Genomic DNA, 24,801 nt, shown 5'->3' with positions numbered 1-24,801 from the left:
TCTCAACGGATTCCGGTGTGACCGAACCCGCCCTCTCCGCGCTCGCTGGCCTCGAAGGCCTCGACGCGCTGCAGCGCCACCCTTTGCACCGGCATCACCACCAGCTGCGCCACGCGATCGCCGGGCGCCACCTGACAGACCTGGGCGCTGCGGTTCCACAGGCTGATCATCAGCGGCCCCTGATAGTCCGAGTCGATCAGCCCCACCAGGTTGCCCAGCACCAGTCCCTGCTTGTGCCCCAGCCCCGAGCGCGGCAGCACGACGGCGCACAGCCCCGGATCGTTCAAATGTATCGCAATCCCCGAAGGCACCAGGACCGACTCGCCGGGCTGCAGGCTGAGCGGCGCTTCGACCATGGCGCGCAGGTCCAGCCCCGCCGCGCCGGCGGTCGCATACTCCGGCAGCGGGAATTCGCTGCCGAGACGCGCGTCCAGCACGCGCAGGGCCACCGGCACCGGCGCACTCATCGCCGGCCTCCCAGCCGCTCCGCGATGATCTCCAGCAAAAGACGGGCCACATCGGCCTTGGGCGCGGTCTCGATGCGCGCGCGACCGCCCTTCCACAGCACGGTCAGGGCATTGCTCTCGCTTTCGAAGCCCAGCCCCGGTGCGGCGACATCGTTGGCGGCGATGAGATCGAGGCCCTTGCGCTCCAGCTTGTCGCGGGCGTAGGCCTCAACCTCACGGGTTTCGGCGGCGAAGCCGACCACCAGCGGCCGAATCTGACGCGCGGCGGCCTCGGCGACGATGTCGGGATTGCGCACGCAGTCGATGCTGAACGCCTCCGCCGATTTCTTGATCTTCTGCTCGGCGCATTCGCGCGGCCGGTAGTCGGCCACCGCGGCGGCGGCGATGAAGACGTCCATGCCGTCTAGGCGATCCAGCACGGCTTGGCGCATCTGCGCCGCCGAACGCACGTTGATGCGCTCCACCCCGGGGGGCGTCGGCAGCACCACGGGACCGGCCACCAAGGTGACTTCGGCGCCGGAGGCCGCCGCGGCTTCGGCCAGGGCGAAGCCCATCTTTCCCGAGCTGCGGTTGCCGAGAAAGCGCACCGGGTCGATGTCCTCGTAGGTCGGCCCGGCGTTGATCAGCAGGCGCCGCCCGGCCAGCCCCGCCACCCGCGGGGCCAGCGCGGCGAGCGCAGCCGTCGCGATGTCGGCAGGTTCGAGCATGCGCCCCTCGCCGGTCTCTCCGCAGGCCTGCGCGCCCACACCGGGGCCGAGCACCTGCGCGCCGCGGGCGCGCAGAAGTTCCATGTTCGCCTGCGTGGCCGGATGTGCCCACATCAGCCGGTTCATCGCCGGCGCCAGCCACAGCGGGCGATCCGAGGCGAGGCAGAGCGTGGTCAGCAGATCATCGGCACGCCCCTGGGCGAGCCGCGCGAGCAGGTCGGCGGTGGCAGGCGCCAACAGGATCAGATCAGCCCAGCGGGCCAGTTCGATATGCCCCATCGCCGCCTCGGCGGCGGCGTCCCAGAGCGAATCGCGGACAGGATGCCCGGAGAGCGCCTGCAGGGTGAGCGGACCGATGAACTGGCGGGCGCTGGCAGTCATCACCACCTGGACCTCGGCGCCGCCGGCGCGCAGCAGGCGCACCAGTTCAGCCGACTTGTAGGCGGCGATGCCGCCGGAAACGCCCAGCAGAATGCGCCGCGCGGAGGATGCTGCGGTCACAGGAGAAGTCCTACCCCGAAAACGGCCGATAGATTACCCGAAAGGGCCACGCTCTCCGGCAGGCGGAACGCGCGCGGACCCGGCAGGCTGGCGCGGTTCGCAAGGAGACCACGCCCGTATGTCCATCCGTCATTGGCCGGAGGCCGAGCGCCCCCGCGAGAAGCTGTTGAAGCGCGGCGCGCAGGCGCTGGGCGATGCCGAGTTGCTGGCCCTGTTCCTCGGCTCCGGCGTGGCCGGCAAGGATGCCGTCGCCTGCGCGCGTGGCCTGATCGCCCGTCACGGCAGCCTGGGGGCACTTGCCTCGCAGGGCACCGAGGCCCTGCTGCGCGAGCAGGGCCTGGGGCCGGCGCGGGTCGCCCTGCTGCTGGCCGCACACGAACTCGGCGCGCGCTGCCTGAGCGCGCAGCTGCAGCGCGGACCCGCCATCAGCGACGAACGCAGCGCCGGGCTGCTGTTCCGCCAGCGCCTGCAGCGTGCGCCGCATGAAGTGTTCGCCTGCATGTTCCTCGACAGCCGCCACCGCATGCTGGCCTTCGAGGAGCTGTTCCGCGGCACCATTGATGGCTCGGAGGTGCACCCGCGCGAGGTGGTGCGGCGCTGTCTCGCCCACAACGCGGCCGCGGTGATCTTCGGCCACAACCATCCGAGCGGCGTCGCCGAACCCTCGGCCGCGGACCGCCAGATCACCCGCCGCCTGCAGGACGCGCTGGCCCTGATCGACGTGCGCGTGCTCGACCACTTCATCGTCGGCGAAGGCGAGCCCTATTCGTTCGCGGCTCGGGGGATGATTTGAGAGCCGGGATTGGGGGTGAGCCGGCGCGCTTACGCGGCATGCCGCGTGCGCTGGCGAACGCCCGAGCGCTATGCGCGAGGGCCGGGGGGATTCGACCGAAGGTAGGTCCGTCGTCGCGTCTCGAAGAGGGCGCCAACCGGGACCCACTGCGGCACCTTACAAAAGCACACACCCGCCCTTGCGGGCGGGTGTGTGAAGTACATCGTGCCGGTGGGCGGGATCAGCCGGGCTGCTGACGAATCCCGAATCCCGACTGCCCAATCCCGCTTTCCATCACTGATCCGCGGCCCTCAGCTTCGGCCGGGTCAGCCAGCGCAGCAGGGCCGGCATCAGCACGATCGCGCCAACCATGTTGGCCAGGAACATGAAGCTCAGCAGGATGCCCATGTCGGCCTGGAACTTCAGCGCCGAGAACATCCAGGTGCCGACGCCGATGGCCAAGGTCACCGCGGTGAACAGCACCGCGCTGCCGGTCAGCTTGAGCGCCTTGATGTAGGCCTGGTAGAGGCTCGCGCCCTCGTCGAGGAACTCGCGCATGCGGCTGTAGATGTAGATCGCGTAGTCGACGCCGATACCGACGCCCAGCGCCGCCACCGGCAGGGTGTTCACTTTCAGACCGATGTTCATCTGCGCCATCAGCGCGTTGGCAAGGATGGAGACCAGGGCCAGCGGGATGACGATGCACAGCGTCGCCATCAGGCTGCGGTAGGTCAGCAGGCACAGCACGATCACCGCCGCGTACACCCACAGCATCATCGGCAGCTGCTGCGCTGCAACCACTTCGTTGGTTGCCGCCATGACGCCGGCATTGCCGGTGGCGAGGCGCAGATTCACCTGGTGGCTGACGAACTCCTCGCCCGCGGCTTCCGCCGCATCGCGCTGCTCGGCCAGCTGCAGGCGCAGGTTGGTACCGGGGAACCAGGCATCATTCTGTTCGCGGAAGCTCTTCACGGCATCCAGGACGCGCTGGATGGTGGTGGCCTTGTGATCGGCGAGGAACAGCATCACCGGGATCGCGCTGCAGTCGGCGTTCAGCAGGCCGGAGTCGGTCTCGAAGCCCTGGGTGGCGACGCGCAGCTGATCGGAGTCGCGCGGCAGCACGCGCCAACGGCTGTTGCCTTCGTTCCAGCCGGCGTTGACGATCTTCGCCGCCACCGGCAGCGACATCACCTGCTGCACGCCCTCGACGTTCTGCATGTGCCAGCTGAAACGATCGATCAGCTCCATGCTGGGGTAGCTCAGCGTGCAGGCATCGGGCCGCGCCTCGGCGATGACGTACAGGGTATCCACGCCCAGCGAGAACGCCTGGCTGATAGCCGCGGCATCGCGGTTGAAACGCGAATCAGGCCGCAGTTCGGGCACACCGGCCTCGCTGTCGCCGATCTGCATCTGCTGCGCCTTGCCCCAGGCCAGCACGCCGATGATGACGCAGGCGACGATGGCAGCCGCCGCCGGCAGCGGCCGCGAGAAGCTGCCGATCGCGGCCCAGATCGGATGCGGCTTGCCGGCCTTGGCGATGCGCTTGGCGCGGTAGCCCTCGTAACGCCTGCCGAAGCCGGTGTAGGACAGCAACACCGGCAGCAGGATCAGGTTGGTGAAGATGATGATCGCCACGCCCACTGAGGCGGTGATCGCCAGCTCCTGGATGATGCGGATGTTGATGAAGAGGATGGTGACGAAGCCGATGCAGTCGGAGAGCAGGGCGATCGAACCCGGCACCAGCAGGCGCTGGAAGGTGCGCTTGGCCGCATCCAGCGAATCGACTCCCGGCGAGGCGGTCAGCGCGGCGACATCGCCTTCGGCACCGCCGAACAGGCGCTCGGACAGCCACGAGTTGATCATCTGTACGCCGTGGCTGACGCCGATCGCGAAGATCAGGAAGGGCGTGAGGATGTTCATGGGATCGATGCCGAAGCCCAGCAGACGCAGGGCGCCCAGCATCCAGACCACCGCCACCAGCGCCGCCAGCACGGTCCAGCCGGCCAGGCGGAAGCTGCCGGCGTACCACCAGAGCAACACGAAGGTCAGGGCGATCGCCACGCCGAAAAAGGTGACCACCGACTTGGCGCCATCGGAAATGTCGCCGACCACCTTGGCGAAGCCGATGATGTGCACGGTGTAGTCGGCGTTCTCATGGCGGGTGCGGATCGCTTCGAGTTCGGCCGCGACCTTCTGGTAGTCGAGCTTGTTCTGCTCGCTCTCGGGGATCAGGTCAGCCCAGACCATGGCCCCGGAAAAGTCGCGCGCCACCAGGCGGCCCACGATATTGGCCTTGACGATGTTGTCGCGGACGGTGTCGAAGTCCTGCTGTGTAGCCGTCCAACCCTGAAGGCTGGGTGTGAACTCGGGCGGGATGACGTTGCCGCCAGCGAAGCCATCTTCGACGACTTCGACGAAACGCACGTTCGGAGTGAAGATCGAGCGGACGCGCGCGTCGTCGGTCTCGTCGATCGCGATGACCTCGGCGGTCACCTGCTCCATGACCTTGAAGAATTCCTGGTCGAACATGTCGCCGTCGTTCGCCATCACCGCGATCAGCACGCGATTGGCGCCGCCGAAGTCCTGCTCATACTGCAGGAAGGTCTGCATGTACTCGTGTTCGAGCGGGATCTGCTTCTTGAAGCCCGCATCGACGCGCAGCTGGGTGGCAAAATACAGCATCACCACGGTCAGCACGGCGAACAGCGCCAGCACCAGGGGGCGTGCGCCGAACACCAGGGCCTCGGCGCCACGATGGAAGAAGGAAGGCTTGCTCATGGGGTCATCCGGTCAGGCGCTGCGGTCACTGCATCGAGAAGCGGCTGATGCCCTTCTCGCCGGCAAGCACGAACTCGCGGGCAGACAGGGGTAGCACCGCCGACAGCACGGGGGATTCCTGTCTGTCATTGACGAAGGTGGAGCGTTGGAACTCGAGGGCGCCGGACGGGCGATGCAGAACCACGCCGTTCGAACCCACCAGCAGCACCGAGCCGTCGGGCAGGACGCTGCCGCCCTGCAGGCTCAGCAGGCTGCCTGAGTCCGGCTGCAGCCAGCTTTCGCCACCGTCGAAGGTTTCCTGCACGTTGCCGCGCAATCCATAGGCCAGCAGGTGCGCCGGCCCCAGCGCCAGCACTCCGAACATCGAGCCGTCGTAGGGCAGGCGCATGCGCTGCCAGCTCTCGCCCCCGTCCAGCGAACGGTAGGCGGAACCGCGCTCGCCAACCACCAGCAGGGTGCCGTCGGGAGTGCGGGCGATGCCATTGAGGTGAGGCTCGGCCTCGTCTTCGAGGACCAGCGACTCCTCGGACATCGTCCAGTCGTCCTCGTCCACTTCGGCGGCGTCGGCACCCGGGGCCGCATCGGCGACCGCGGCCTCGGCGCGCGCGCCGGCATTCGGATCCACGCGCTGCCAGCTGCTTCCTCCGTCGCGGGTCACCAGCATCAGGCTGTAGGCGCCGATCGCGATCACATGGTCGGCATCGAGGGCGATCACATCCAGCAGTGGCGCGCCCTGGGTGGGATCGAACTCGGCATCGAAGTCATCCTCCGCCAGCGGTGCCCAGACATCGACGCGCTGGACGGACCAGGTCAGGCCGCCGTCGCGACTGCCGAGGATGGTGCCGTCGTGGCCCACCGCCCAGGCGCGCTCGCCGATCGCAGTGACCGCGGTCAACGTCGCCCGGGTCGGCACGCCTTCGACCTGTCGCCAGTCGCTGCGGGACTCGGAGACCGCGATGTGGCCGCGCTCGCCCACCGCGATCGCGCGATTGGCAGCCTCGGCGAAATCCAGCACCAAGGCCTCGCGCAAGGCCAAGGGCTGCATCTCGGCGAGCGGCTGTGTCGGCCCGGGCGACGCGGTTTGCGCCTGCGCACAGGGCAGGCCGAAACACAGTGCGGCGATCAACGCCGGCAGGACTCGATTCATGGACGGTTGCCTCCTTTCATCGCACGGCGTCCTGCGCGTGCGGGCTCGTGTTCATACGGGACGGGCCATGGCAAGCCCCCCTCCCGTGCAGGCCCCAAGTATGACGGCCAAAACGCGGCCAGCCGCGACCCTGGGGTCGCGGCTGGCCGAGGGTGGAGCGCTCAACGGGGCGGGCGCAGCCGCCGCGATCAACGCACGCCGCGCGCGCGCAGATTCTGCGGCGAGTAGCTGTCGGGCGTGCTCTGGTGCGAGAAGTCGACCATGCCGTCCTCGTTGTCCAGGCCGCTGACGATGTAGCGACCGGACTTGAGGTCGTGGTGGGTTTCCAGCGTGGTCCAGAACACCGGCACCTCGTAGTAGTTCACCGACGGCGCTTCGGAATAGCGCCACAGCGCGCCCTGGCTGTCGTAGTGGTCGAGCACCAGGATCTGCCAGCTGTCCTCATCGACGTAGAAGGTACGGCGCGGGTTGATGTGGCGCTGGCCTTCCTTGAGCGTCGCCTCGACCACCCACACGCGGTGCAGCTCGTAGCGCAGGTGATCGGGGTTCAGGTGGTTCGGGCGGATCAGGTCGGCGACCTTCACCTCGTCGCTGTGCGCCTTGTAGGAGTTGTACGGCATGTACATCTCCTTCTTGCCGACCAGCTTCCAGTCGTAGCGGTCGAGCGCACCGTTGAACATGTCGGTCATGTCGTTGGTGCGCAGGCCGTCGGAGGCGGTGCCCGGGTTGTCGTAGGCGACGTTGGGGGCGCGGCGGACGCGGCGCTGGCCGGGGTTGTAGACCCAGGCCTGGCGGATCTGCGCCTGCTGGTTCAGGGTTTCATGCACCAGCAGCACCTGGCCGGCCAGACGCGCCGGGCTCTCCACCACCTGGTAGAAGTACAGCAGGATGTTGTTGATGTCGGCGATGGTGTTGCCGGGCTTGTAGTACAGGCCGAGGAACTCCTCGCGGATGCGCACCAGGTTGTACTGGCCGTTGGCGGTCACCGCCGCCTGGTTGGCCCAGCGGGCGCTGGACACGCCCTTGTACTTCATCTTGTGGTTCCAGATGACTTCCTGGCCGTTCTGCGGGATCGGGAAGGGAATGCCTTCCGCTGCGTTCTCGACGCCGTCGCCATCCGCCACCAGCTGCGCGGTGGTGGCGTTCTTGATGGTGAAGTCATAGGTGCGCTGCGGGAACGAAGCCGAACGACGGGTCGGATAGACATCCATCCGGAAGCTCGGGTAGCGCTCAAACATGGCCTGCTGGCCGACGGTCAGCTTGTCCGCATGCTCCTTGTAGTTCGCCGGGGTGATGCTGAACAGCGGACGGTCCGCGGCGAACGGATCGGGGTGGTGGTCGCCGACCGTGTAGCCGGCCGGCGGGGCGGTGATGCCACCCTCCCAGGCCGGGATGGTGCCGGCCGCGTTGCCGGCCTTCTCGGCGCCGACCGGAGTCAGGTCCTTGCCCAGGCGGGCGGCCTGCTCGGCGCTGACCGCCGACAGCGCACCGGCGCTGAAAGTCAGCGCGGCGATGGCCAGGGCGGTGGTGGTGAACTTGCGCATGGTGCGATTCCTCCTGGCGGGGATCAGAAGAGGTACTTGGCGGAGACCGCCACGAAGTCACGGTCACTGGTGAGGTTGTAGATGCCACCGCCCCAGAACGAGGTGTAGGACAGGTCCAGAACCCACTTGTTGAGGTAGTTGCCTTCCACACCCACCGTCGAGGACTTGCGGCCCTTGATGAAGTTGCCGCCCGCGCCCGGGGTGGTGCCGTTGACGTCGTGGTTGAAGGCGATGCGCGGCGAGATGTTCCAGGTGCTGCCGCCGACGCTGTTGTAGTCGGCGCGCGCAGCCAGGCGGTAGCCCCAGGAGAACGAGGTGGCGAAGCCGTCGCAGGCGTTGAGCGGGTTGCGGCCACCGCCGCTGATCCAGTCGGGGCCGCAGCCGGTGTCGGTGCCGTCGCCCTGGTAGGGCAGGATCTCCAGATCCGGCAGGTCCCACACCTTGGTCGCACCGAACTCGCCGACGGTGGCGATCTGGTCGGCGCCCAGGAAGTTGCCGGGGCCGAAGGCCTTGGTCAGGGTGAACTGCAGCTGGCTGATCTCGTGACGCTCCCAGCCCTTGAGGTATTCGCCGGGACCGAACTGGCCCAAGCGGCTGCGGAAGCGCAGGAAGGGCTCCTGGATCAGCGGATTCAGCGGCGACAGGCCGGCGAACAGGACCTCGACGTCGTCGATCTGCAGCGGTGCGTTGTCGCGGTAGCTGATCTCGCCCTGGAAGGCGATGGTGCCGATGTTGGTGTTCCAGCTCAGGCCGTAGAGGTTGATGTCCTCGGGGTACTCGATGAAGTAGCGACCCGAGGTCGGGTTGGCGCTGGTGATCGAGGTACCGGACACGAAGGGCAGGCGGCTGTGGTAGCGCAGGTAGTACAGGCCGAACTCGGTGTCGCCCAGTTCGGAAGCGTAGTAACGCAGGGCCAGGCCGTACTGGCCGAGGTCGCGCGCCTCGCGGTCGTTGGCGCGCGGGAAGGCCGCGCCGCAGCGCGGGTCGGCCGCGGGCGTGGTGCGACAGACGCCGAAGTTCGCCGGCTCGTCAACCAGGCCGAAGTTCAGCATCACGAACTCGCCGCCGGTCAGACCGAAGTCGTTGTTGGCGAAGTAGGTGCCCGAGGGCTCGACTTCGGTTTCCGACCACTCCAGCAGGTACAGGGTTTCCAGCGAGAGGTTCTCGGTCAGGCTGAAGGATGCCCAGATCGAGTTGACCGGCAGGAAGGCTTCCTTGAGCTCGGCGCCGGCCACGCGCAAGCGCGACACGTCGACCGGGTTGACGACGTTGATGCCACCCTGGATGAAGGTGCTCTCGCCCCAGCTCACCACCTGGCGGCCGAAGCGGAAGTTGCCGCTGATGTCGTTGGCGATGATGAAGTCGCGGTAGACGAAGGCGTCCAGCAGGCGCGCGCGGCGGCCGATGCGGTCCTTGGCGGCATCGCTGATGTCGTCACGGTCCATCGTCTCGAAATCGTAGAAGCCGGTGGCGCGCACGAAGGCGCCCCAATTGGTCCAGTTCATGCTGATTTCAGAGGTGATGCCAAGGGCGTTGGAGATCAGGTCGCCCTTCTCGTACTTCAGGTTGCCGTCGTCGGAGTTGACCGAGAAGCGGCCCGGTGCCGAGGCCGCCAGCGCCTGCGCCTCGGCCCAGCGGTTCTGCTGCTGCAGGGCGGTGACGCGGGCGCCGAGAGTCGGGTCGAGGTTGATCTTGCCGACGAGATCGTTGTTGCGGTCCTCCATGCGCGAGGAGGCGCCGTAGGTCAGCGTGGTGTCGATGCTCATCGTGAAGTCGCCGCGGCTGAACTCCGCCGCGTGCGCGGAGCCGGCCAGCAGAGCGGCGCCCACCGCGAGCGCCATCGGCGCGCGCAGCAGCAGCGGACGGCCCGCGCGGACATGCGTGTGGATCTTGGTCATGGTGATGTCCCTTGAGGTGTTCGCTTACTGCGTGCGGATGACGGAGGTGTTGGTGACCTGCACGGCCTGGCCGGCCGAGACGATCAGGCTGGCCATCTGGCCCTGCATTTCGGCGGTGGCGGCAGCCGAGGCGGTCGGACTCAGCAGCGAGCCGTGGTCACCCGCGGTGAAGCGCACCGCACCGCGCACACCGTTCGCGGCCTGGGTGGTGGCGGTGATGGCCGGCAGGCCCAGCGCGGCAATCAGCGGCTCGGTGCCGGACAGCGGCGCACCCGTCACGCGGTTCGGGATGACCTGGTCGGGCAGCACGTTGCTGCCGTTGCCCACAGCCTCGTGCACGACGATGGCGTCGGTGGCGGAGGCGAAGCCGTAGTTCACCGGGTCGGCCGAATCGATGATCTGCTGCGTCGCGCCGAAGAACTGGTCGTAAGACGGCGTGCCCGGCTGCAGGCCGGCCGCGGCCGCCAGGCCGGCGCGGATGCGCGGACCAAAGGTCGGTGAAGCTTCCAACATGCGGGCGATGCCGCCGCCCGGCACCGACAGCAGCCCGACGTTGACGGTCGGCTCGAGCGCCAGGAAGGAGGTGCCGACGATGGCGCCCAGCGACTGGCCGACATAGGCCACGCGCGAGGCATCGAGGTCACCCGCGCCGTTGGCATCGAGGTCGATGTTCGGCAGGGTCTTGGTCAGCACGAACAGGTCGGCCACGCCCTGGCGCAGGTTGTCGCGCGAGGTCAGCAGCGAACTCAGGTTGATCATGTGCGCGCCGGAGTCATCCGCCACGCCATCCGGGCCGGCCGCACCCGTGGTGTTGTTGATGTAGTCGACGCCGAAGGTGCGCTCGCGGGCGACCGCGCCGAAGGGCGTGTTGCCGATCGCCAGCGGGTTGCTGGCCGGCAGGCCGTGCAGCGGCAGGTCGATCGCCACCACCGCAAAGCCCTGCGCCGCCATGGTCGCGGAGATCGCCAGCGCATCGCTGCGGTTGCGGGTGATGCCGTGCTGGAAGATCACCACCGGCCAGCCCGCGGCCGGCTTGGTGCGACCGGAAGCGGCGTTCGGCACGGTCATCAGCACCGGAATGTTTTCGTTGCCGGTCGCCACCGGGATCGGATTGGCGAAGGTGATGTTGCGCGAGGTCGGGTTCAGGCCGGCAGCATTGAAGGGCGCCACGTAAGCGCCCGGCGCCGCACGCCAGAAGGTGTTGAGCGGCGCGGTCGGGTTGGCCTGGCTCGGCGCCGACAGGTAGTAGGGCACGCGCAAGGTGCCGATGTAGATGTCGGCGATCGGCGGCAGGCCGGCGATCGAAGTGTTGAGGCCCGAGGGCGCGACGATGACCGCACCCGGCTGCGCGATCGAGCGCACCGCCTGCAGCACCGGGGTGATGCTCTGGGTGGTGGCGACCCAGCTCAGCACCACCGAATCGCGGTTGACGCCGGCTGAAGCGGCCGCGGCCAGCTGGGCGTTGGTCAGCTGGCGGACGGGCTCGAGCGCGCAGGCGGTCGAGGCCGGCAGCAGCGGGTCGGTGCTGGCGCCGGCAGCGCACAGCGGCGCCGTGCGCTTGGCGAGGAAGTAGGTCTGCGAAGGCGTGGTGTCGTTGCCGCGGCTGTCGCGGATGCCGTTGGTCAGCACCGCCATGTAGGAGGTCAGCTGCTTCAGCGGCTTCAGCGGCACGATCGCCCAGCTGCGGCCGGTGGCATCGCTGCTCTGCGGCGCAGTGGCGAAATCGACGCCGGCGGTCAGCTCGCGCACCACGCGGGTGACCGCGCCGCCCGGCCCGCTCAGCACGACTTCGAACACGCGCACGCTCTGGCCCGGCACCACCGAGGCGGCATTGGGTGCGTCGCTGAACGAGAACGACCACGGTGCCGTGGTGCTCCAGCCGTCCAGCGTATTGATCGCGACCTGCGGGTCGGCGAAGTTGGTCGAGGCCTCACCGCCCTGGACCGGAATGTTCAGGGTGAGGTCGGTGGTGCCCGACAGCAGCAGGTTGTTGGGCGTGGGAACCACGCCAGCAGCAGGATCGAAACGGGCGGTGATGACGCCCGCCACCGGCGTGCCGTTGTTGTTGGTCGCCGGCGTCACCGGCACCGCGCGTGGGCTATTGGAGGAACCGCTGCAGCCTGCGAGCAGCGAAGCCGACAGCGCCAATGCCAGGGTCAATCGAGCCTGCATGTTGGTGTCCTTTCTGGTTATCGGGAGGTGGTGCTCCGGTACTGTAGCCAGCCGCGATTAAGGATGGCAATGCTGCGCCGTATGGCCGCTGCAATCAGTCATGCGGCAGCGCAACAAACTCTGCGAAGCCGCATCACGACTGGCAATTCCTGACCTCACCGGTACTGGAATCAAAGGTCGCGCGCGCAGCAACACGCCTCAACGAGTCCATGGGAATGCCGAGCTGCGCCCAGCCTGCTGGCGCGCCCAGTTGATCGTCGTAGAGCCTGAGCAGCGCTGCTGCGCGCGCCGAAATACGCCCTCGCCCGCGCGCAGCCATCTCGAGCAGGCAGCGAAGACCAGGCGCAGGAAGTGGAATCAGGCGTCGGGCGAGGCCCTCAAGTTCCAAGCTGCGCTGCAACATGCAACGAAAGGTGAGCGCTTCCGGGCCGGGCAGGGACAGCAGCTGCTGCGCCAGTTCGGGGCGAGCGGCTGCGGCGAGCACCGCACGCGCCAGGTCGAAGGCATGCACCGGCTGGCGCAGGCCGCGGGCGGCGCGCGGCCAGGGCAGCGGCCAGCGACGGGCGAAGCGCAGAAGCGGGGTGAGAGTTCGATCGGTGCCGGCGCCGTGGATCAGGCCACAGCGCAGCAGCGTGGCGCTCGCCCCTTGCGCCGAACTGATCCTCAGCACGCGCTGCTCGTTCGCAAGCAGCGAGGCTGCCAGCGCGCGCTCGGCCGGATTCGGCGAGCGCTGCTTCCACTCGGCGCTGAGCGAAGAGAGCGCGAGCACGCGCACGCCTGCTGCGGGCGGGTGCCGCTCCAGCCAGTCCGCAAACGCGTCCAGCGGGCCCAGCGAGCTGAGCACGTCGAAGTGTTCACCTTCGGCGAGCACCGCATCGAGCTTCGCTGAGTGCTGCAGCGAACCCTGCAGCCAGCGCTGACCCGAGAGCTCGGACGCCTGCACCGCACGACTGAGGGCCAGCACCTCGGCGCCCGCCTCGGCCAGCGCCGGCAGCAGGAAGCGGCCGACCGCGCCGCTGCCGCCAAACACCAGCCATCGATGGGGAAGGTTCTGCGTCCGCATGACACAAGCATGGCATGCGTGCGCACCGGAGCCGCTACAGTGCGCGCCGGTCTCTCCGCCACCGTGGTCGACATGCAGGCTTACCCCATCCGATTGCTCAGCGGCCCAGTGCTCGCCGCCTTCGCCTGGCTGGGCGGCCCGAACCTGGGCCTGTCGGCCGGGGCCAGCCTCACCCTCGCGGTGACTGTCTGGTGCGCCGCCTGGTGGATGCTCGAAGCCGCGCCGCACGCGATCACCGCGCTGATTCCGCTGGCGGTCTTTCCGCTGACCGGCGTGCTGAGCGCGCGCCAGGTGGCCGAAGCGTATGGCAATGAACTGATCCTGCTGCTGGTCGGTGGGGCCATGCTGTCGAAGGCGCTGGAGCAGGCCGGCGCGCACCGGCGTCTGGCGCTGGGCATGGTTCATATCTTCGGGGGTGGCGGCGGACGGGCCCTGGTCTTCGGATTCGCCGCCGCGGCGGGCCTGTGCAGCATGTGGCTGTCGAACACCGCGACCACGCTGATGCTGGTACCGGTCGCGCTGGCGATTCTGCAGGCCTATCCCGATCGACGCCTGGCCGTGCCCCTGCTGCTGGCGATCTGCTATGGCGCCAGCATCGGCGGCCTGGGCACGCCGCTGGGCTCCCCGCCCAACCTGGTCTTCATGCAGGTCTACACCCAGACCACCGGCACCGCGCTGGGCTTTTCCGACTGGATGCGCTTCGGCCTGCCGACGGTGCTGCTGATGCTGCCGCTGGCGGCGCTGTGGCTGTCGCGCGGTCTCGGCGGCACGCCGCGGGCGGCGCTGCCGCAACTCGGCGCCTGGAGCGCCGCGGAGAAACGGGTGCTGCTGATCTTCGCCCTCGTCGCCCTGGCCTGGGTCACCCGCACCGAGCCTTTCGGCGGCTGGCGCGCGTGGCTGGATCTACCGAACGCCAACGATGCCAGCGTCGCCCTGCTCGGCGTGATCGCCATGGCGCTCATGCCCGACGGACGCGGCGGCCAGTTGCTGGACTGGAAGAGCGCCGAGCGCATTCCCTGGGGTGTGATGATCCTGTTCGGCGGCGGCATCGCGATTGCAACCGCTTTCCAGGGCTCGGGCCTGTCGGATGCTGCCGCCGGCGCCCTGAGCAGCGTGCTCGATCTGCCCTTGCCGCTCAAGATCGCCCTGATCGCGATCAGCGTCAGCCTGCTCTCGGAGATCACCAGCAATACGGCGACGGCCGTGCTGATGATGCCCATCCTGGCCGCCGCGGCGGTGGGCATGGGCCTCGACCCCGCGCTGCTGATGGCGCCCGCAGTGTTGGCGGCGAGCTGCAGCTTCATGCTGCCGGTCGGCACCGCGCCCAATGCGATCGTCTTCGGCACCGGCGAGGTCCCCGCACGCGAGATGCTGCGGCACGGCATCGCGCTCAACGTGATCGGCGCGGTGGTCATCACCCTGGTGTGCTGGATGGTGCTCTGAAAGAGCGGGGATTGGGGATTCGGGATTCGGGATTGGAAGAGCGCGGCGGACTGGGAACCCGCGGCCAGCCGTCACGCCCGCAGTGCGCAAGACGAATCGACAAGGCGCGAGCTGAGACGCATCTCATGCGCTCAAGCTTCGGCGAATCCCCAATCCCGAATCCCCAATCCCGGCTCTACGTACTTATACGTGCGCTGCAAGCGCAAGTCGCGGAATCAACGGGAAAAACCCGCGGAGTCTTCACATCCATGGGCTAGACTAGCGGCGCTGCGCATGGCCTTCACCCTTGCGGTGGAGCGGTGAACCCACCGCGTGATCGGGTCCTGCGCACGCCTCCCCCGCAATGGAACCGCACCATGCTCGAGATCCTGCTCGCTGCGCCCTTCGTGTGCGCCCTGCTGATCGCGCTCGCCCATCGGGCTTCGCGCAGCGTGGCGGCCGCGATCGCCGCGCTGGCGCCGCTCACTGGCCTCGCCATCCTCGCGTCGATCACGCCGCAGGTGATGGAGGGCGAGGTCATTCGCAGCTTCACGCCCTGGATCGCCGAAGCCGGACTGAACCTCTCGCTGCGGATCGACGGCCTGGCCTGGATGTTTGCCGGCCTGGTCCTGGGCATCGGCCTGCTGATCGTGGTCTACGCCCACTACTACCTGTCGCCCAAGGACAGCGCACCGCGCTTTTTCGCCTACCTGATGCTGTTCATGGGCGCGATGCTGGGCATGGTGATCGCCGGCAACCTGCTGCTTCTGGCGACCTTCTGGGAGCTCACCTCGATCAGCTCCTTCCTGCTGATCGGCTTCTGGAGCCACCGCGACGACGCCCGCAAGGGCGCGCGCATGGCGCTGGCCATCACCGGCGCCGGCGGCCTCGCCCTGCTCGCGGGCGTGCTGGTGATCGGCCATATCGTCGGCAGCTATGAGCTCGACGCCGTGCTGGATGCAGGTGATGCGATCCGCGCGCATGCGCTGTACCCGGTCGCGACCCTGCTGGTGCTGGGCGGCGTGGTCACCAAGTCGGCGCAGTTCCCCTTCCACTTCTGGCTGCCGCATGCAATGGCAGCGCCGACCCCGGTCTCGGCCTACCTGCACTCGGCGACCATGGTGAAGGCCGGCGTGTTCCTGCTGGCGCGCATGCATCCGGCGCTGGCGGGCACCGATCTGTGGTTCTACACGGTCAGCGGCTTCGGCGCGGCGACGGTGCTGACCGGCGCCTACCTCGCGATCTTCCAGCACGACCTGAAGGGCCTGCTGGCCTACTCGACGGTCTCCCACCTCGGCCTGATCACCCTGCTGTTCGGTCTGCCGACGGAGCTGGCGGTGGTGGCGGGCGTCTTCCACATCCTCAACCACGCGGTGTTCAAGGCCTCGCTGTTCATGGCCGCCGGCATCATCGACCACGAGACCGGCACCCGCGACATCCGCAAACTGCACGGCCTGCTGAAGACGATGCCGATCACCAGCACGCTGGCGATCATCGCGGCGCTGTCGATGGCCGGCATTCCGTTCTTGAACGGATTCCTGTCGAAGGAGATGTTCTTCGCCGAGACCCTGCAGGTGGACGGCCACGGCGCGATGGGCTGGGTGCTGGCGATCGCGGCGGTGCTGGCAGGCATTTTCAGCATGGCCTACAGCCTGCGCTTCGTGCACGACTGCTTCTTCACCGGCAGCACCGAAGTCCTCAACAAGACGCCGCATGAGCCCCCGCGACTGATGCGCGTGCCGGTCGAGATCCTCGTCCTGCTCTGCCTGGCGGTGGGCATCGCGCCGGCCTGGGTGATCGGCCCGGTGCTGGAAACCGCGGTGCGCGGCGCGACCCACGGCAACGTGCCGGACTACTACCTGGCGGTGTGGCATGGCTTCAACCTGCCGCTGCTGATGAGCGCGATCGCGGTCGCCGGCGGTATCGCCCTGTACTTCGGCCTGCGCCGCTTCGTCGCCCTGCACCGCGACGTGCGCCGCTCCTTCGGCTTCGCTGCCTTCCACTGGAAGATCGATCTGCTGACCGCGTTCTCGCGCGGCCTGACGCAGCGCCTGGAGGACGGCAGCCTGCAGCGCTACCTGCTGCTGATGGTGCTGTCGGCGCTGGTGCTGGCCGCCGCCCCGTTCCTGCTTGGCCACGACCTGGGTGGCTTCGGCGAGGGCCAGGCAATGCCGCTGTTCGGCTGGGTGCTGTGGGCGCTGCTGATCGCGTCGACGATCGCGGTGCCCGTGCTGCACCGTGATCGTCTGACGGCACTGATCGTCATGGGCGGCACCGGCCTGCTGGTCTCGCTCAGCTTCGTGATGCTGTCGGCGCCCGATCTGGCCCTGACCCAGCTGCTGGTCGAAACGGTCAGCGTGATCCTGCTGCTGCTGGCGCTGAACTACCTGCCGGCGGAAGGCGCGGTCGAGCGCGGCGCGCTGCGGCGCTGGCGCGACCTCGGTATCGCCGTGGCCTGCGGCGCGGGCGTCACCGCGCTGGTGTACGCGATCATCACCCACCCGCTCGACACCGTCGCCAGTGAGATCCTCGCCCGCTCGGTGCCCGAAGGCGGCGGCACCAATGTGGTCAACGTGATCCTCGTGGACTTCCGCGGCTTCGATACGCTGGGCGAGCTGACCGTATTCGGCATTGCCGGTCTGGTCGTGCACGCCCTGCTGCGACGCGCCTGGGTCACCCCGGACGAGCTCCAGCCGGGCATGCCGGAGCGGCTTTCGGTGCCCAACACCCTGGCGCGCCTGCTGCTGCCGCTGGCCTTGGCCGCTGCGGTCTATCTGTTCCTGCGCGGCCACAACGAGCCGGGCGGCGGCTTCATCGCCGGACTCGTGCTCGTGTCGCCGCTGGTGCTGCAGTACATCCTGTCGGGCAGCCGCTACGTCGAGCAGCGCATCGGCTTCGACTACGCCACCACGATCGGCTGGGGCGTGCTGATCGGCACTGCCACCGGCGTCGCCGCCTGGGTGTTCGGCTATCCCTTCCTGACCAGCGCCTACGGCTATGTCGAGTTGCCGATCGTCGGCAAGTTCGCGCTGTCCTCGGCGATGGCCTTCGACACCGGCGTGCTGCTCGCCGTCTGCGGCGGCGCGCTGCTGATCCTCGCCAGCCTGGGCCACGTGCGCCGGCCGCGCGCGCAGCAGCCCGCCCACCCCGCCATCCACACGGAAGGAGAAGGCGCATGATGGAGTTCGCGCTGGCCAGCGCCATCGGCGTGCTCACCGCCACCGGCATCTACCTGTTGCTGCGCGCCCGCACCTTCGACGTGCTGCTCGGCCTCACCCTGTTCTCCTACGCGGTGAACCTGCTCATCTTCTCGATGGGCCGGCTCAAGGTCGGAGCGCCGCCGATCCTGCGCGACGGCCTTGCGCCGACGCTGGCCAACCACACCGATCCGCTGCCGCAGGCCCTGGTGCTCACCGCCATCGTGATCAGCTTCGCGATGACCGCGGTGATGGCGGTGGTGGCGATCCGCAACCGCGGCGACAACGGCAGCGACCACGTCGATGGGCGTGAGCCCGAATCCGCGGTGTCGCGCGATGGGGGCGAGGCATGAACCACCTGCCCGTACTTCCGATCGTTCTGCCGCTGCTGGCCGGCGCCCTGCTGCTGATCACCGAGCGCGCCGGCCTCAGCGCCCAGCGCGCGCTGGCGGCCGTCGCCATGCTCCTGCAGCTGGGCGTCGCCGGCCTGCTGCTGCAGAGTGCCGCGACCGGCGAGGTCAGCGTCTATCTGCTCGGCGACTGGCCAGCGCAGATCGGCATCAGCCTCGCGCTGGATCGCCTGTCGGCTCTGATGGTGGCGACCACCGCCGTGCTGGGCAGCGCCGCCCTGCTCTACGCCGGCTCCGGTTGGGACAGCCGTGCCCTGCACTTCCACGCCCTGTTCCAGTTCCAGCTGGCGGGCTTGAACGGTGCGTTCCTGACCGCCGATCTTTTCAACCTGTTCGTGTTCTTCGAGGTGCTGCTGATCGCGAGCTACGGTCTGCTGCTCTCCGGCGGACGCGGGCCACGGGTGCGGGTGGGCTTCCAGTACGTGGTATTCAACGTCACCGCCTCGACCCTGTTCCTGGTCGCGCTCGGCCTGCTGTACGGCCTGCTCGGCGTGCTCAACATGCACGAGATGGGCGCGCGCATCGCCGCGGCGCCGGCCGCGCAGCACGGCCTGATCCTTGCCGCTGGCGGCATCCTGCTGGTGGTGTTCGGCGCCAAGGCGGCGCTGCTGCCCATGTACCTGTGGCTGCCGCAGACCTATGCGCGCTCGCCCGCGCCCGTGGCCGCGCTGTTCGCGATCATGACCAAACTCGGCATCTACGCGATCCTGCGCGTCTACACCCTGCTGTTCGGCGAGGACGCCGGTCCGATGGCGGGCTGGGCAGCGGACTGGCTGCTGCCGGCCGGAGCGATCGCACTGGTGCTGGCCAGCCTGGGGGCGGTCGCCGCCAGCAGCCTGCGCGGGCTCGCCGCCTATCTCGTGGTCGGCTCGGCGGCCACCCTGTTCATCGTGCTCGGCCTCGACGCAGCGGCCAGCACCGGCCCGGGCCTGTACTACCTGGTGCACAGCACGTTCGGCGCCGCCGCGCTGTTCCTGCTGGCCGACCTGATCCGTCGTCGCCGGGGCAGCGCCGGTGACAGCCTGAAGGCGCTGGTGCCGGTACCTAACCGCGGCCTGTTCGGTGCGCTCTATCTGCTGATTGCGGTCAGCCTGGTCGGCCTGCCGCCGCTGTCGGGCTTCGTCGGCAAGTTCACCCTGCTGGCCTCGATGGACGGAGCCCAGGCCGCCTGGCTGTGGCCGCTGATCCTGATCTGCAGCCTGCTCACCCTGATCGCCATGGCCCGCGCCGGCAGCCGGCTGTTCTGGAAGAGCGGCAGCGTGCGCGGCGATGAGGACACCGATGCCGAGGAGGCCGCCGCTCGGCCGGCGCGGGTGGAGCTGGTCGCGGTCGGCGCGCTGGTCGCGCTTGGCATCGGCATGAGCCTGTTCGCCAATCCCCTGCTGCGCTACGGCCGCGAAGCCGCACAGCAGGTGCATTCGACCCAGGACTACCGACGCGCGGTCGAGGCCGCCACGCCGCGCCTGCGCTCCACCACGCCGCTGGCGCCCGCCGCCCAGGAGGCCCCCTGATGAAGACGCTGTTTCCCGCGCCGCTGCTCAGCCTCTGCGTGTTCGTGGTGTGGCTGCTGCTGGTCGGCAGCGTGGCCCCCGGCCATCTGCTGCTGGCCGCGCTGCAGGCCGTGCTGCTGCCGCTGGTCGCCCAGCGCCTGCGCGGTGGCGCCGCCGGCATCCGTCGTCCGCTGGTGGCGCTGCGCCTGATGCTCGTGGTCCTCTGGGACATCGTGGTCTCGAACATCCAGGTCGCCAAGCTGATCCTGGGCCGCGAATCGAAGATCCATCCGGGCTTCCTGTGGTTGCCGCTGGAGATCCGCAATCCGCATGCGATCGCCACGCTCGCCGGCATCATCACCATGACCCCGGGCACGCTTTCCACCGAGGTCAGCGCCGACAACCGCCATCTGCTGGTGCACTGCTTCAGCCTTGACGACGAGGCCGGCACGATCGCCCAGATCAAGCAGCGCTACGAGGCCCCGCTGAAGGAGATCTTCGAATGATCGACACCGTCATCGGCATCGTCATGGGCATGCTGCTGCTGGCGCTCGCGCTGGCCGCCTGGCGCCTGCTGCGCGGCCCCGCCGTCGAGGACCGCATCCTCGCCATCGACACCATGTACATCAACACCATCGCGCTGCTGATGCTGCTCGGCATGTGGCTGCGTTCTGACATCTACTTCGAGGCCGTGCTGGTGATCGCCATGCTCGGTTTCGTCGGCACGCTGGCGCTGTCGCGCTACGTGATGCGCAGGGACATCATCGAATGAACATCGACAGCGTTCTGCAGTACCTGGTGGCGGCGCTGCTGCTGGTCGGCGGCTTCTTCGCCCTGGTCGGCAGCTGGGGCCTCTTCAAGCTCGGCAGCTTCGAGAAGCGCCTGCACGGGCCGACCAAGGCGACCACCCTGGGCGTCGGCGGCGTGCTGATCGCCTCGATGCTGTTCCATCTGTTCTGGAGCGACGGCTTCAGCCTGCGCGAGCTGCTGATCACCCTGTTCCTGTTCATCACCGCACCAGTGTCGGCGCTGATGATGATGCGCGCCCACCTGGTGCGTCGCGGCCAGCGCCCGCTGGCGCCGCAGCGGGAAGACTAAGCCGACGCGGCGGCCACGGCCTGGCCGGCAGCGGCCGGCAGCCACAGGCGGAAGCGCGTGCCCTGCCCAGGCAAGGAAGCCACGCCGATGTCACCGCCGAGGGCGCGGATGGCCTCGCGGGCGTAGCTCAGGCCCAGCCCGCTGCCACCGGAATCGCGGCGCCGGCTGAAGCCGCGCTCGAATACGCGATCGATCTCCTGGGGCGCGATGCCGATGCCGTTGTCGTCGATCTCGACCACCAGCTGCGCGTCCTGGCGCAGGCAGCGCCCGCGCAGACGCCCGCGAAAGCCCTCGCCCTCCTGCTCGGCGCGACGCTCGATTGCCTGCACCGCGTTGATCGCAAGATTCAACAGCACGCGGTCCAGCACCGCCAGCGGCCCATGCCAGGGCTGGGTCGGCTCCGACGCCTGACCGGACTCTTCGCCCAGTTCGATGGCACGCCCGCTCCGCGCCGAGGCCAGGCGCAGGGCCGCGCGCAGCCGCTCGGCAAGGTCAAAGGTCTGGCTGGCCGCCGCCGCGCCCTGCCCCTGCGCCCGCAGCTCCTCGACCAGACCGGCCATGCGCTGCTGCGCGGCGGCGAGGGTGTCGATGCGCTCGGCGAAGCCGCTGAAGCGCTGCGCGAAATGCGCACGCACCGCCGGGTCGAGGTCCTCGCCCGCCAGCGCCAGCAGCTGGGCATGGAAGGCCTGCAGTTCGGCCTCGATATCCTGGGTGCACAGCCGCGCGATCCCGAGCGGGTTGCCAAGCTCATGCGCGAGCAGCGCAGCCTGTTCGGCCGGCAACAGCCAGGGCGCTCGGACCCCGCTCAACGCGGAAGTTCCAGGATGAAGCAGGCGCCCTCGCCGGGGCGGGAGTCGACCCGCAGGCGACCACCGTGCTCGGCGGCGATGCCCCAGGCCACCGACAGCCCGAGGCCGCTGCCCTGGCCCACAGGACGCGTCGTGAAGAAGGGCTCGAAGATGTGCGGCAGCACCTCGGGCGCGATGCCGCAGCCGTTGTCGCAGAGCTCGAACTCGAAGCGTTCCGGCAACGCACGCGCGCGGACCCTCAGCCGCCCCTGCCAGCCCTCGGGCGCATGCGCGCGCTGCGCCTCGATCGCGAGCGCGGCGTTCTCGAGAATGGAGAGGAAGGCCTGCGACAGCCGTGCCGGCTGGCATTGCAGCGGCGGCAACGGCGGAATCTCGCTCTCCAGCGCGATGCCACCGCCGCGCATGCGCGCGTCCATGAGCTGAAGCGCCGCCCGCAAGGGCTCGTCGGCGGGCGCGGCCTTGCGCTCGGACTCATCGAGGCGCGAGAACACCCGCAGCGCCTGCACGATGTGGTTGATGCGATGGCTGCCTTCGGCCACGGTGGCGAGCTGGGCGGCCAGCGCCTCCACCCGACGCGCGATCGCGGCGGCCACCTCGGGCTCCAGGTCTTCGCCGCCCAGCAGCAGCAGGAAGCGGTGGAACTCGGCCAGGGCCTCGTCGGCATTGCGGCTGGCCAGCTGCACGTAGTTGGCGGGATTGTTCAGCTCATGCGCAAGTCCGGCGGTAAGCTGGCCGGCGGCGGCCAGACGCTCGCTGAGGGCCAGCTTGCCCAGCGCCGCGGTGAGGTCGGCCGTGCGCGCGTCGACCTCGCGCTGCAGGCGCAGGCGCTGTGACTCCAGCTGGCGCATGCGCAGGCCGACCAGCGCCGCGGCCAGGCCCAGCGCAAGCAGCACGAACAGGAAGCGCGCGCCCAGCGTGTCCCACCAGAACGGCTGCACCTGCAGGGGCAGGCGCGCCTCGGCCGCTGCCTCGGCGCCTTCGGCGTTGCGCACGCGCACCCGGAACACGTAATCGCCGTGCGGCAGGTTGGTGTAGGTCGCGATGCGGCGGCCGCGCGGTGCTTCGATCCAAGCCTCGTCGAAGCCGTCCAGCCGATAGGCGAACTGCAGCTGCTCGGGCGCGACGTACTCGGGCGCGGCGAAGTGCAGGCTCAGGGTGCGGGCCTGCGCCGGTGGCAGCACCAGCGCATCCAGCCGATGCAGGGGCCTGGCCAGCACGGCGGAGGCTTCGTCGGGCTCGATGCGGCGATTGTCGAGCTCAAGCGCCGTCAGCACCGGGACGGGCGGTGGCGGAGCGCGCCCCACGTCGTCCGGATCGAACAGCGTCAGGCCGTCGGGCCCGGCGAAGGCGAGCACGCCGTCCGACAGGCGCGCACGCGCACCGATCCAGTAGCGCCCCAGCACGCCGTCAGCGGCGTCATAGCGGCGCAACTCACCGCGGGCCGGATCGAAATGAGCGATTGCGCCGTTGATGCTGATCCACAGGCGTCCCTGGTCGTCCTCCAGCAGGGCGTTCAGGCTGCCCGCCGCCAGCGCGGTGCCCGCCAAGGCCGGGCGCAACTCGACCCGCGCGGGATCGCGCCGGGCACCACGCAACAGCTCCAGCAGGCCACCGCCGTACGTGGCCAACCACAGGCGACCGTTGCTGGCCTGCAGCAGGGCAGACGGCCCGGCCGGCAGCTGGCCCGGGCCCGGCGGGGTCATCACCGGATGCTGGTGGCGCAGCGCACCGCTGTGTCGGTCGAACCAGTAGAGACCATCGTGTGCGCCAAGCACCACCGTGTCCTCATCGAGCGCTTCGATGAAGGTGACGATGGCCGGCAGCGGGTGTTCGGCCAGCACCTCGCCGCGCGCACGATCGACCACGAACAGGCCGCGGGTGTCGGCCGCGACCCACACGCGCTCGCCGTCCACGAGAAAGCGGCGCGAGCGCACGCTCTGCAGGGCCGGCGGCAGCGGCGCGGGCCGCATGCGCCGCTGCCGATCGAGCACGTGCAGGCCCTCGCGGCTGGCCAGCCACAGGCCCTCCGGCTGCAGGTCCATCGAGTAGATGAATCCGCCCGGCGCGGACGCGACCTCACTGAGGGGCTCCTGCCCCGGGCGGAAGCGGTACAGCGCCTCGGCGCCTCCCAGCCACAGCGCATCCCCGTCGGCCACCAGCGCGGCGATGCCCGGCGCGCGCAGCGCGCGGGTCGAGCTCGAGTCGGGGTCGTGGCTGCGGAAGCGGTTGTTGTAGGCGCTGAGGCGGCTGACGCCGCCCTCCCAGGTGCCGATCCACAGGGTGCCCGTGCGGTCCTCCAGCAGGGACATCACGCGGCCCCGCCCGAGGCTGTAACGCTGGTGCCGCTGGTGCTCGTAGCGCCGCACCCGCAGCGCGCCGTCGGCGTCCTCGCGATAGGCCTGCAAGCCCGTCTCATCGCCGGCCCAGACCACCCCGCTGCGGTCGACCTGCAGGCTGCGCACTTCGCTGCGCGCCTCCGGCGCAGTCTGCCAAGCGCCTGTTGCCGGATCGAGCAGGGACAGCGGCAACTGCTCGCCGCCAACCCAGAGCCGCCCCCTGCCATCCACGGCCAGGGCATGAACGGGTCGCCCCTCGGCCGGCCCGGTCGGCGCCCGCGCGAACTCGCCCGTGTCCGGGTGGAAGCGCCACAGGCCTTCGACGGTGCCCAGCCAAAGCACATCGCCAACCATCAACAAGGCACGCACCCGTTGATCGGCGCCGGGGAGGCGGTGATGAACGAAGCCGCCGTCCACCTCGCGCAGTGACAGACCCGCATCGGTGCCGATCCAGAGCCGCCCGCTGCCGTCGATGTGCAAGGCCAGCACGCTGTCGCCGACCAGGCTGCGTGGGTCGTCCGGGTGATGCCGGAACACCTCGAAGCGCTCGACGTCCCGACGCAGAAGGTTCAGACCCGCCTGGGTGCCGATCCAGAGTGCGCCCTCGGCATCCACTGCCAGCGCACTCACCCAGTTGTTGGAGAGGCTGCCGGGCGAGGCCGCATCGGGGCGGAACACGCGGAACTCGAAGCCATCGAAGCGGTTCAGGCCGTCCTGGGTACCCATCCAGACGAAACCCTGTGCGTCCTGGGCCAGCGCCAGCACGCTGCCCTGCGACAGCCCGGATTCCTGATCGAGCCGGCGGAAACGCAGATCGACCGGGTCGAACGCTGCCTGCACCCACTGCGGCAGCAGGCACAGGAGCAAGGCGCAACACCAGGGGAGCGCAGCAAGGCGGGCAAGCGTCGACGACACGTCGAACCCTCGAAGGCGACCGCGCCGATGCTAGCCGACATCGTCGCGGCTGGCGCGCTTGGCGGAAGCCGCTGG

General features: G+C 69.2%; 18 protein-coding genes. 8 read left to right on the top strand and 10 right to left on the bottom strand.

Features of this window, described 5'->3' with window-relative positions:
- Window positions 1-2: 2 nt before the first annotated feature.
- Together dut and coaBC are read right to left on the bottom strand one after the other, a co-directional pair.
- Window positions 3-467: a dUTP diphosphatase gene (gene dut, locus BLP83_RS15205; protein WP_091244668.1), complete on the bottom strand. Its 465-nt coding sequence runs from the start codon at window positions 465-467 to the stop codon at window positions 3-5.
- On the bottom strand, window positions 464-1,675 hold the full coding sequence (gene coaBC, locus BLP83_RS15200; RefSeq protein ID WP_091244665.1) for a bifunctional phosphopantothenoylcysteine decarboxylase/phosphopantothenate--cysteine ligase CoaBC: 1,212 nt from the start codon (window positions 1,673-1,675) through the stop codon (window positions 464-466). The genes dut and coaBC overlap by 4 nt, the downstream gene beginning before the upstream one ends.
- 118 nt (window positions 1,676-1,793) lie before the next feature.
- Between coaBC and radC the strand changes: the two genes are divergently transcribed.
- Window positions 1,794-2,468: a RadC family protein gene (radC, locus tag BLP83_RS15195; protein WP_091244661.1), complete on the top strand. Its 675-nt coding sequence runs from the start codon at window positions 1,794-1,796 to the stop codon at window positions 2,466-2,468.
- Between the two features lie 273 nt (window positions 2,469-2,741).
- On the opposite strand, the gene BLP83_RS15190 is transcribed toward radC, so the two are convergent.
- The 6 genes from BLP83_RS15190 to BLP83_RS15165 form a co-directional block, all read right to left on the bottom strand.
- Window positions 2,742-5,225: an efflux RND transporter permease subunit gene (locus tag BLP83_RS15190; protein ID WP_091244659.1), complete on the bottom strand. Its 2,484-nt coding sequence runs from the start codon at window positions 5,223-5,225 to the stop codon at window positions 2,742-2,744.
- Between the two features lie 25 nt (window positions 5,226-5,250).
- Window positions 5,251-6,372 carry a WD40/YVTN/BNR-like repeat-containing protein gene (locus tag BLP83_RS15185; RefSeq protein WP_091244656.1) on the bottom strand — a complete coding sequence of 374 codons (1,122 nt, stop codon included), beginning with the start codon at window positions 6,370-6,372 and terminating at the stop codon, window positions 5,251-5,253.
- A 188-nt stretch (window positions 6,373-6,560) separates the two neighbouring features.
- Entirely contained in the window at window positions 6,561-7,916 is a 1,356-nt protein-coding gene (locus BLP83_RS15180) for a DUF1329 domain-containing protein (protein WP_091244654.1), read from the bottom strand.
- 23 nt (window positions 7,917-7,939) lie between these two features.
- On the bottom strand, window positions 7,940-9,814 hold the full coding sequence (locus tag BLP83_RS15175; protein ID WP_091244652.1) for a DUF1302 domain-containing protein: 1,875 nt from the start codon (window positions 9,812-9,814) through the stop codon (window positions 7,940-7,942).
- A 24-nt stretch (window positions 9,815-9,838) separates the two neighbouring features.
- Window positions 9,839-11,986 (bottom strand): alpha/beta hydrolase, encoded by a 2,148-nt coding sequence (locus BLP83_RS15170; RefSeq protein ID WP_091244649.1) that lies wholly within the window; start codon window positions 11,984-11,986, stop codon window positions 9,839-9,841.
- Window positions 11,987-12,119: 133 nt separating this feature from the next.
- The gene (locus tag BLP83_RS15165; RefSeq protein WP_091244646.1) at window positions 12,120-13,049 is read right to left on the bottom strand and encodes an NAD-dependent epimerase/dehydratase family protein; all 930 of its coding nucleotides are present in this window, start codon (window positions 13,047-13,049) and stop codon (window positions 12,120-12,122) included.
- A 39-nt stretch (window positions 13,050-13,088) separates the two neighbouring features.
- On the opposite strand from BLP83_RS15165, the gene BLP83_RS15160 reads away from it, so the two are divergent.
- The 7 genes from BLP83_RS15160 to BLP83_RS15130 all read left to right on the top strand — a co-directional run bounded on the left by BLP83_RS15160 (window position 13,089) and on the right by BLP83_RS15130 (window position 20,666).
- Window positions 13,089-14,492 carry an SLC13 family permease gene (locus BLP83_RS15160; protein WP_218121259.1) on the top strand — a complete coding sequence of 468 codons (1,404 nt, stop codon included), beginning with the start codon at window positions 13,089-13,091 and terminating at the stop codon, window positions 14,490-14,492.
- A gap of 356 nt (window positions 14,493-14,848) precedes the next feature.
- Window positions 14,849-17,650 (top strand): monovalent cation/H+ antiporter subunit A, encoded by a 2,802-nt coding sequence (locus BLP83_RS15155; protein ID WP_091244643.1) that lies wholly within the window; start codon window positions 14,849-14,851, stop codon window positions 17,648-17,650.
- A complete protein-coding gene (locus tag BLP83_RS15150) occupies window positions 17,650-18,021 on the top strand; it encodes a Na+/H+ antiporter subunit C (RefSeq protein ID WP_176764226.1) in 372 nt (123 codons plus the stop codon). Before BLP83_RS15155 ends, BLP83_RS15150 begins: the two co-directional genes overlap by 1 nt.
- Window positions 18,018-19,589, top strand: a complete 1,572-nt coding sequence (locus BLP83_RS15145) for a monovalent cation/H+ antiporter subunit D (RefSeq protein ID WP_091244638.1) — start codon at window positions 18,018-18,020, stop codon at window positions 19,587-19,589. Before BLP83_RS15150 ends, BLP83_RS15145 begins: the two co-directional genes overlap by 4 nt.
- Window positions 19,589-20,074: a Na+/H+ antiporter subunit E gene (locus BLP83_RS15140; protein ID WP_091244635.1), complete on the top strand. Its 486-nt coding sequence runs from the start codon at window positions 19,589-19,591 to the stop codon at window positions 20,072-20,074. Before BLP83_RS15145 ends, BLP83_RS15140 begins: the two co-directional genes overlap by 1 nt.
- Window positions 20,071-20,340, top strand: coding sequence for a K+/H+ antiporter subunit F (locus BLP83_RS15135; protein WP_091244632.1), 270 nt, complete (start codon window positions 20,071-20,073; stop codon window positions 20,338-20,340). The genes BLP83_RS15140 and BLP83_RS15135 overlap by 4 nt, the downstream gene beginning before the upstream one ends.
- Window positions 20,337-20,666 carry a Na+/H+ antiporter subunit G gene (locus BLP83_RS15130; protein WP_245680059.1) on the top strand — a complete coding sequence of 110 codons (330 nt, stop codon included), beginning with the start codon at window positions 20,337-20,339 and terminating at the stop codon, window positions 20,664-20,666. Before BLP83_RS15135 ends, BLP83_RS15130 begins: the two co-directional genes overlap by 4 nt.
- Here the strand turns inward: BLP83_RS15130 and BLP83_RS15125 are convergent.
- Both BLP83_RS15125 and BLP83_RS15120 read right to left on the bottom strand, forming a co-directional pair.
- Complete coding sequence (locus BLP83_RS15125; protein ID WP_143006714.1) at window positions 20,663-21,475, bottom strand: sensor histidine kinase; 813 nt, start codon at window positions 21,473-21,475, stop codon at window positions 20,663-20,665. The genes BLP83_RS15130 and BLP83_RS15125 overlap by 4 nt on opposite strands.
- Window positions 21,472-24,678, bottom strand: a complete 3,207-nt coding sequence (locus BLP83_RS15120) for a sensor histidine kinase (protein WP_091244626.1) — start codon at window positions 24,676-24,678, stop codon at window positions 21,472-21,474. Before BLP83_RS15120 ends, BLP83_RS15125 begins: the two co-directional genes overlap by 4 nt.
- Window positions 24,679-24,801 lie beyond the last annotated feature (123 nt).

It is taken from the genome of Aquimonas voraii, assembly GCF_900101825.1.
GTDB lineage: Bacteria > Pseudomonadota > Gammaproteobacteria > Xanthomonadales > Xanthomonadaceae > Aquimonas > Aquimonas voraii.
This window is presented reverse-complemented; position numbering and strand designations above follow the sequence as displayed.

Coding starts and splice junctions, on each gene's coding strand:
- BLP83_RS15175 (WP_091244652.1), bottom strand. CDS start 9,814: ATGACCAAGATCCACACGCATGTCCGCGCGGGCCGTCCGCTGCTGCTG.
- BLP83_RS15140 (WP_091244635.1), top strand. CDS start 19,589: ATGAAGACGCTGTTTCCCGCGCCGCTGCTCAGCCTCTGCGTGTTCGTG.
- BLP83_RS15135 (WP_091244632.1), top strand. CDS start 20,071: ATGATCGACACCGTCATCGGCATCGTCATGGGCATGCTGCTGCTGGCG.
- BLP83_RS15185 (WP_091244656.1), bottom strand. CDS start 6,372: ATGAATCGAGTCCTGCCGGCGTTGATCGCCGCACTGTGTTTCGGCCTG.
- BLP83_RS15150 (WP_176764226.1), top strand. CDS start 17,650: ATGGAGTTCGCGCTGGCCAGCGCCATCGGCGTGCTCACCGCCACCGGC.
- BLP83_RS15130 (WP_245680059.1), top strand. CDS start 20,337: ATGAACATCGACAGCGTTCTGCAGTACCTGGTGGCGGCGCTGCTGCTG.
- dut (WP_091244668.1), bottom strand. CDS start 467: ATGAGTGCGCCGGTGCCGGTGGCCCTGCGCGTGCTGGACGCGCGTCTC.
- BLP83_RS15180 (WP_091244654.1), bottom strand. CDS start 7,916: ATGCGCAAGTTCACCACCACCGCCCTGGCCATCGCCGCGCTGACTTTC.
- BLP83_RS15145 (WP_091244638.1), top strand. CDS start 18,018: ATGAACCACCTGCCCGTACTTCCGATCGTTCTGCCGCTGCTGGCCGGC.
- BLP83_RS15155 (WP_091244643.1), top strand. CDS start 14,849: ATGCTCGAGATCCTGCTCGCTGCGCCCTTCGTGTGCGCCCTGCTGATC.
- BLP83_RS15190 (WP_091244659.1), bottom strand. CDS start 5,225: ATGAGCAAGCCTTCCTTCTTCCATCGTGGCGCCGAGGCCCTGGTGTTC.
- radC (WP_091244661.1), top strand. CDS start 1,794: ATGTCCATCCGTCATTGGCCGGAGGCCGAGCGCCCCCGCGAGAAGCTG.
- BLP83_RS15165 (WP_091244646.1), bottom strand. CDS start 13,049: ATGCGGACGCAGAACCTTCCCCATCGATGGCTGGTGTTTGGCGGCAGC.
- BLP83_RS15170 (WP_091244649.1), bottom strand. CDS start 11,986: ATGCAGGCTCGATTGACCCTGGCATTGGCGCTGTCGGCTTCGCTGCTC.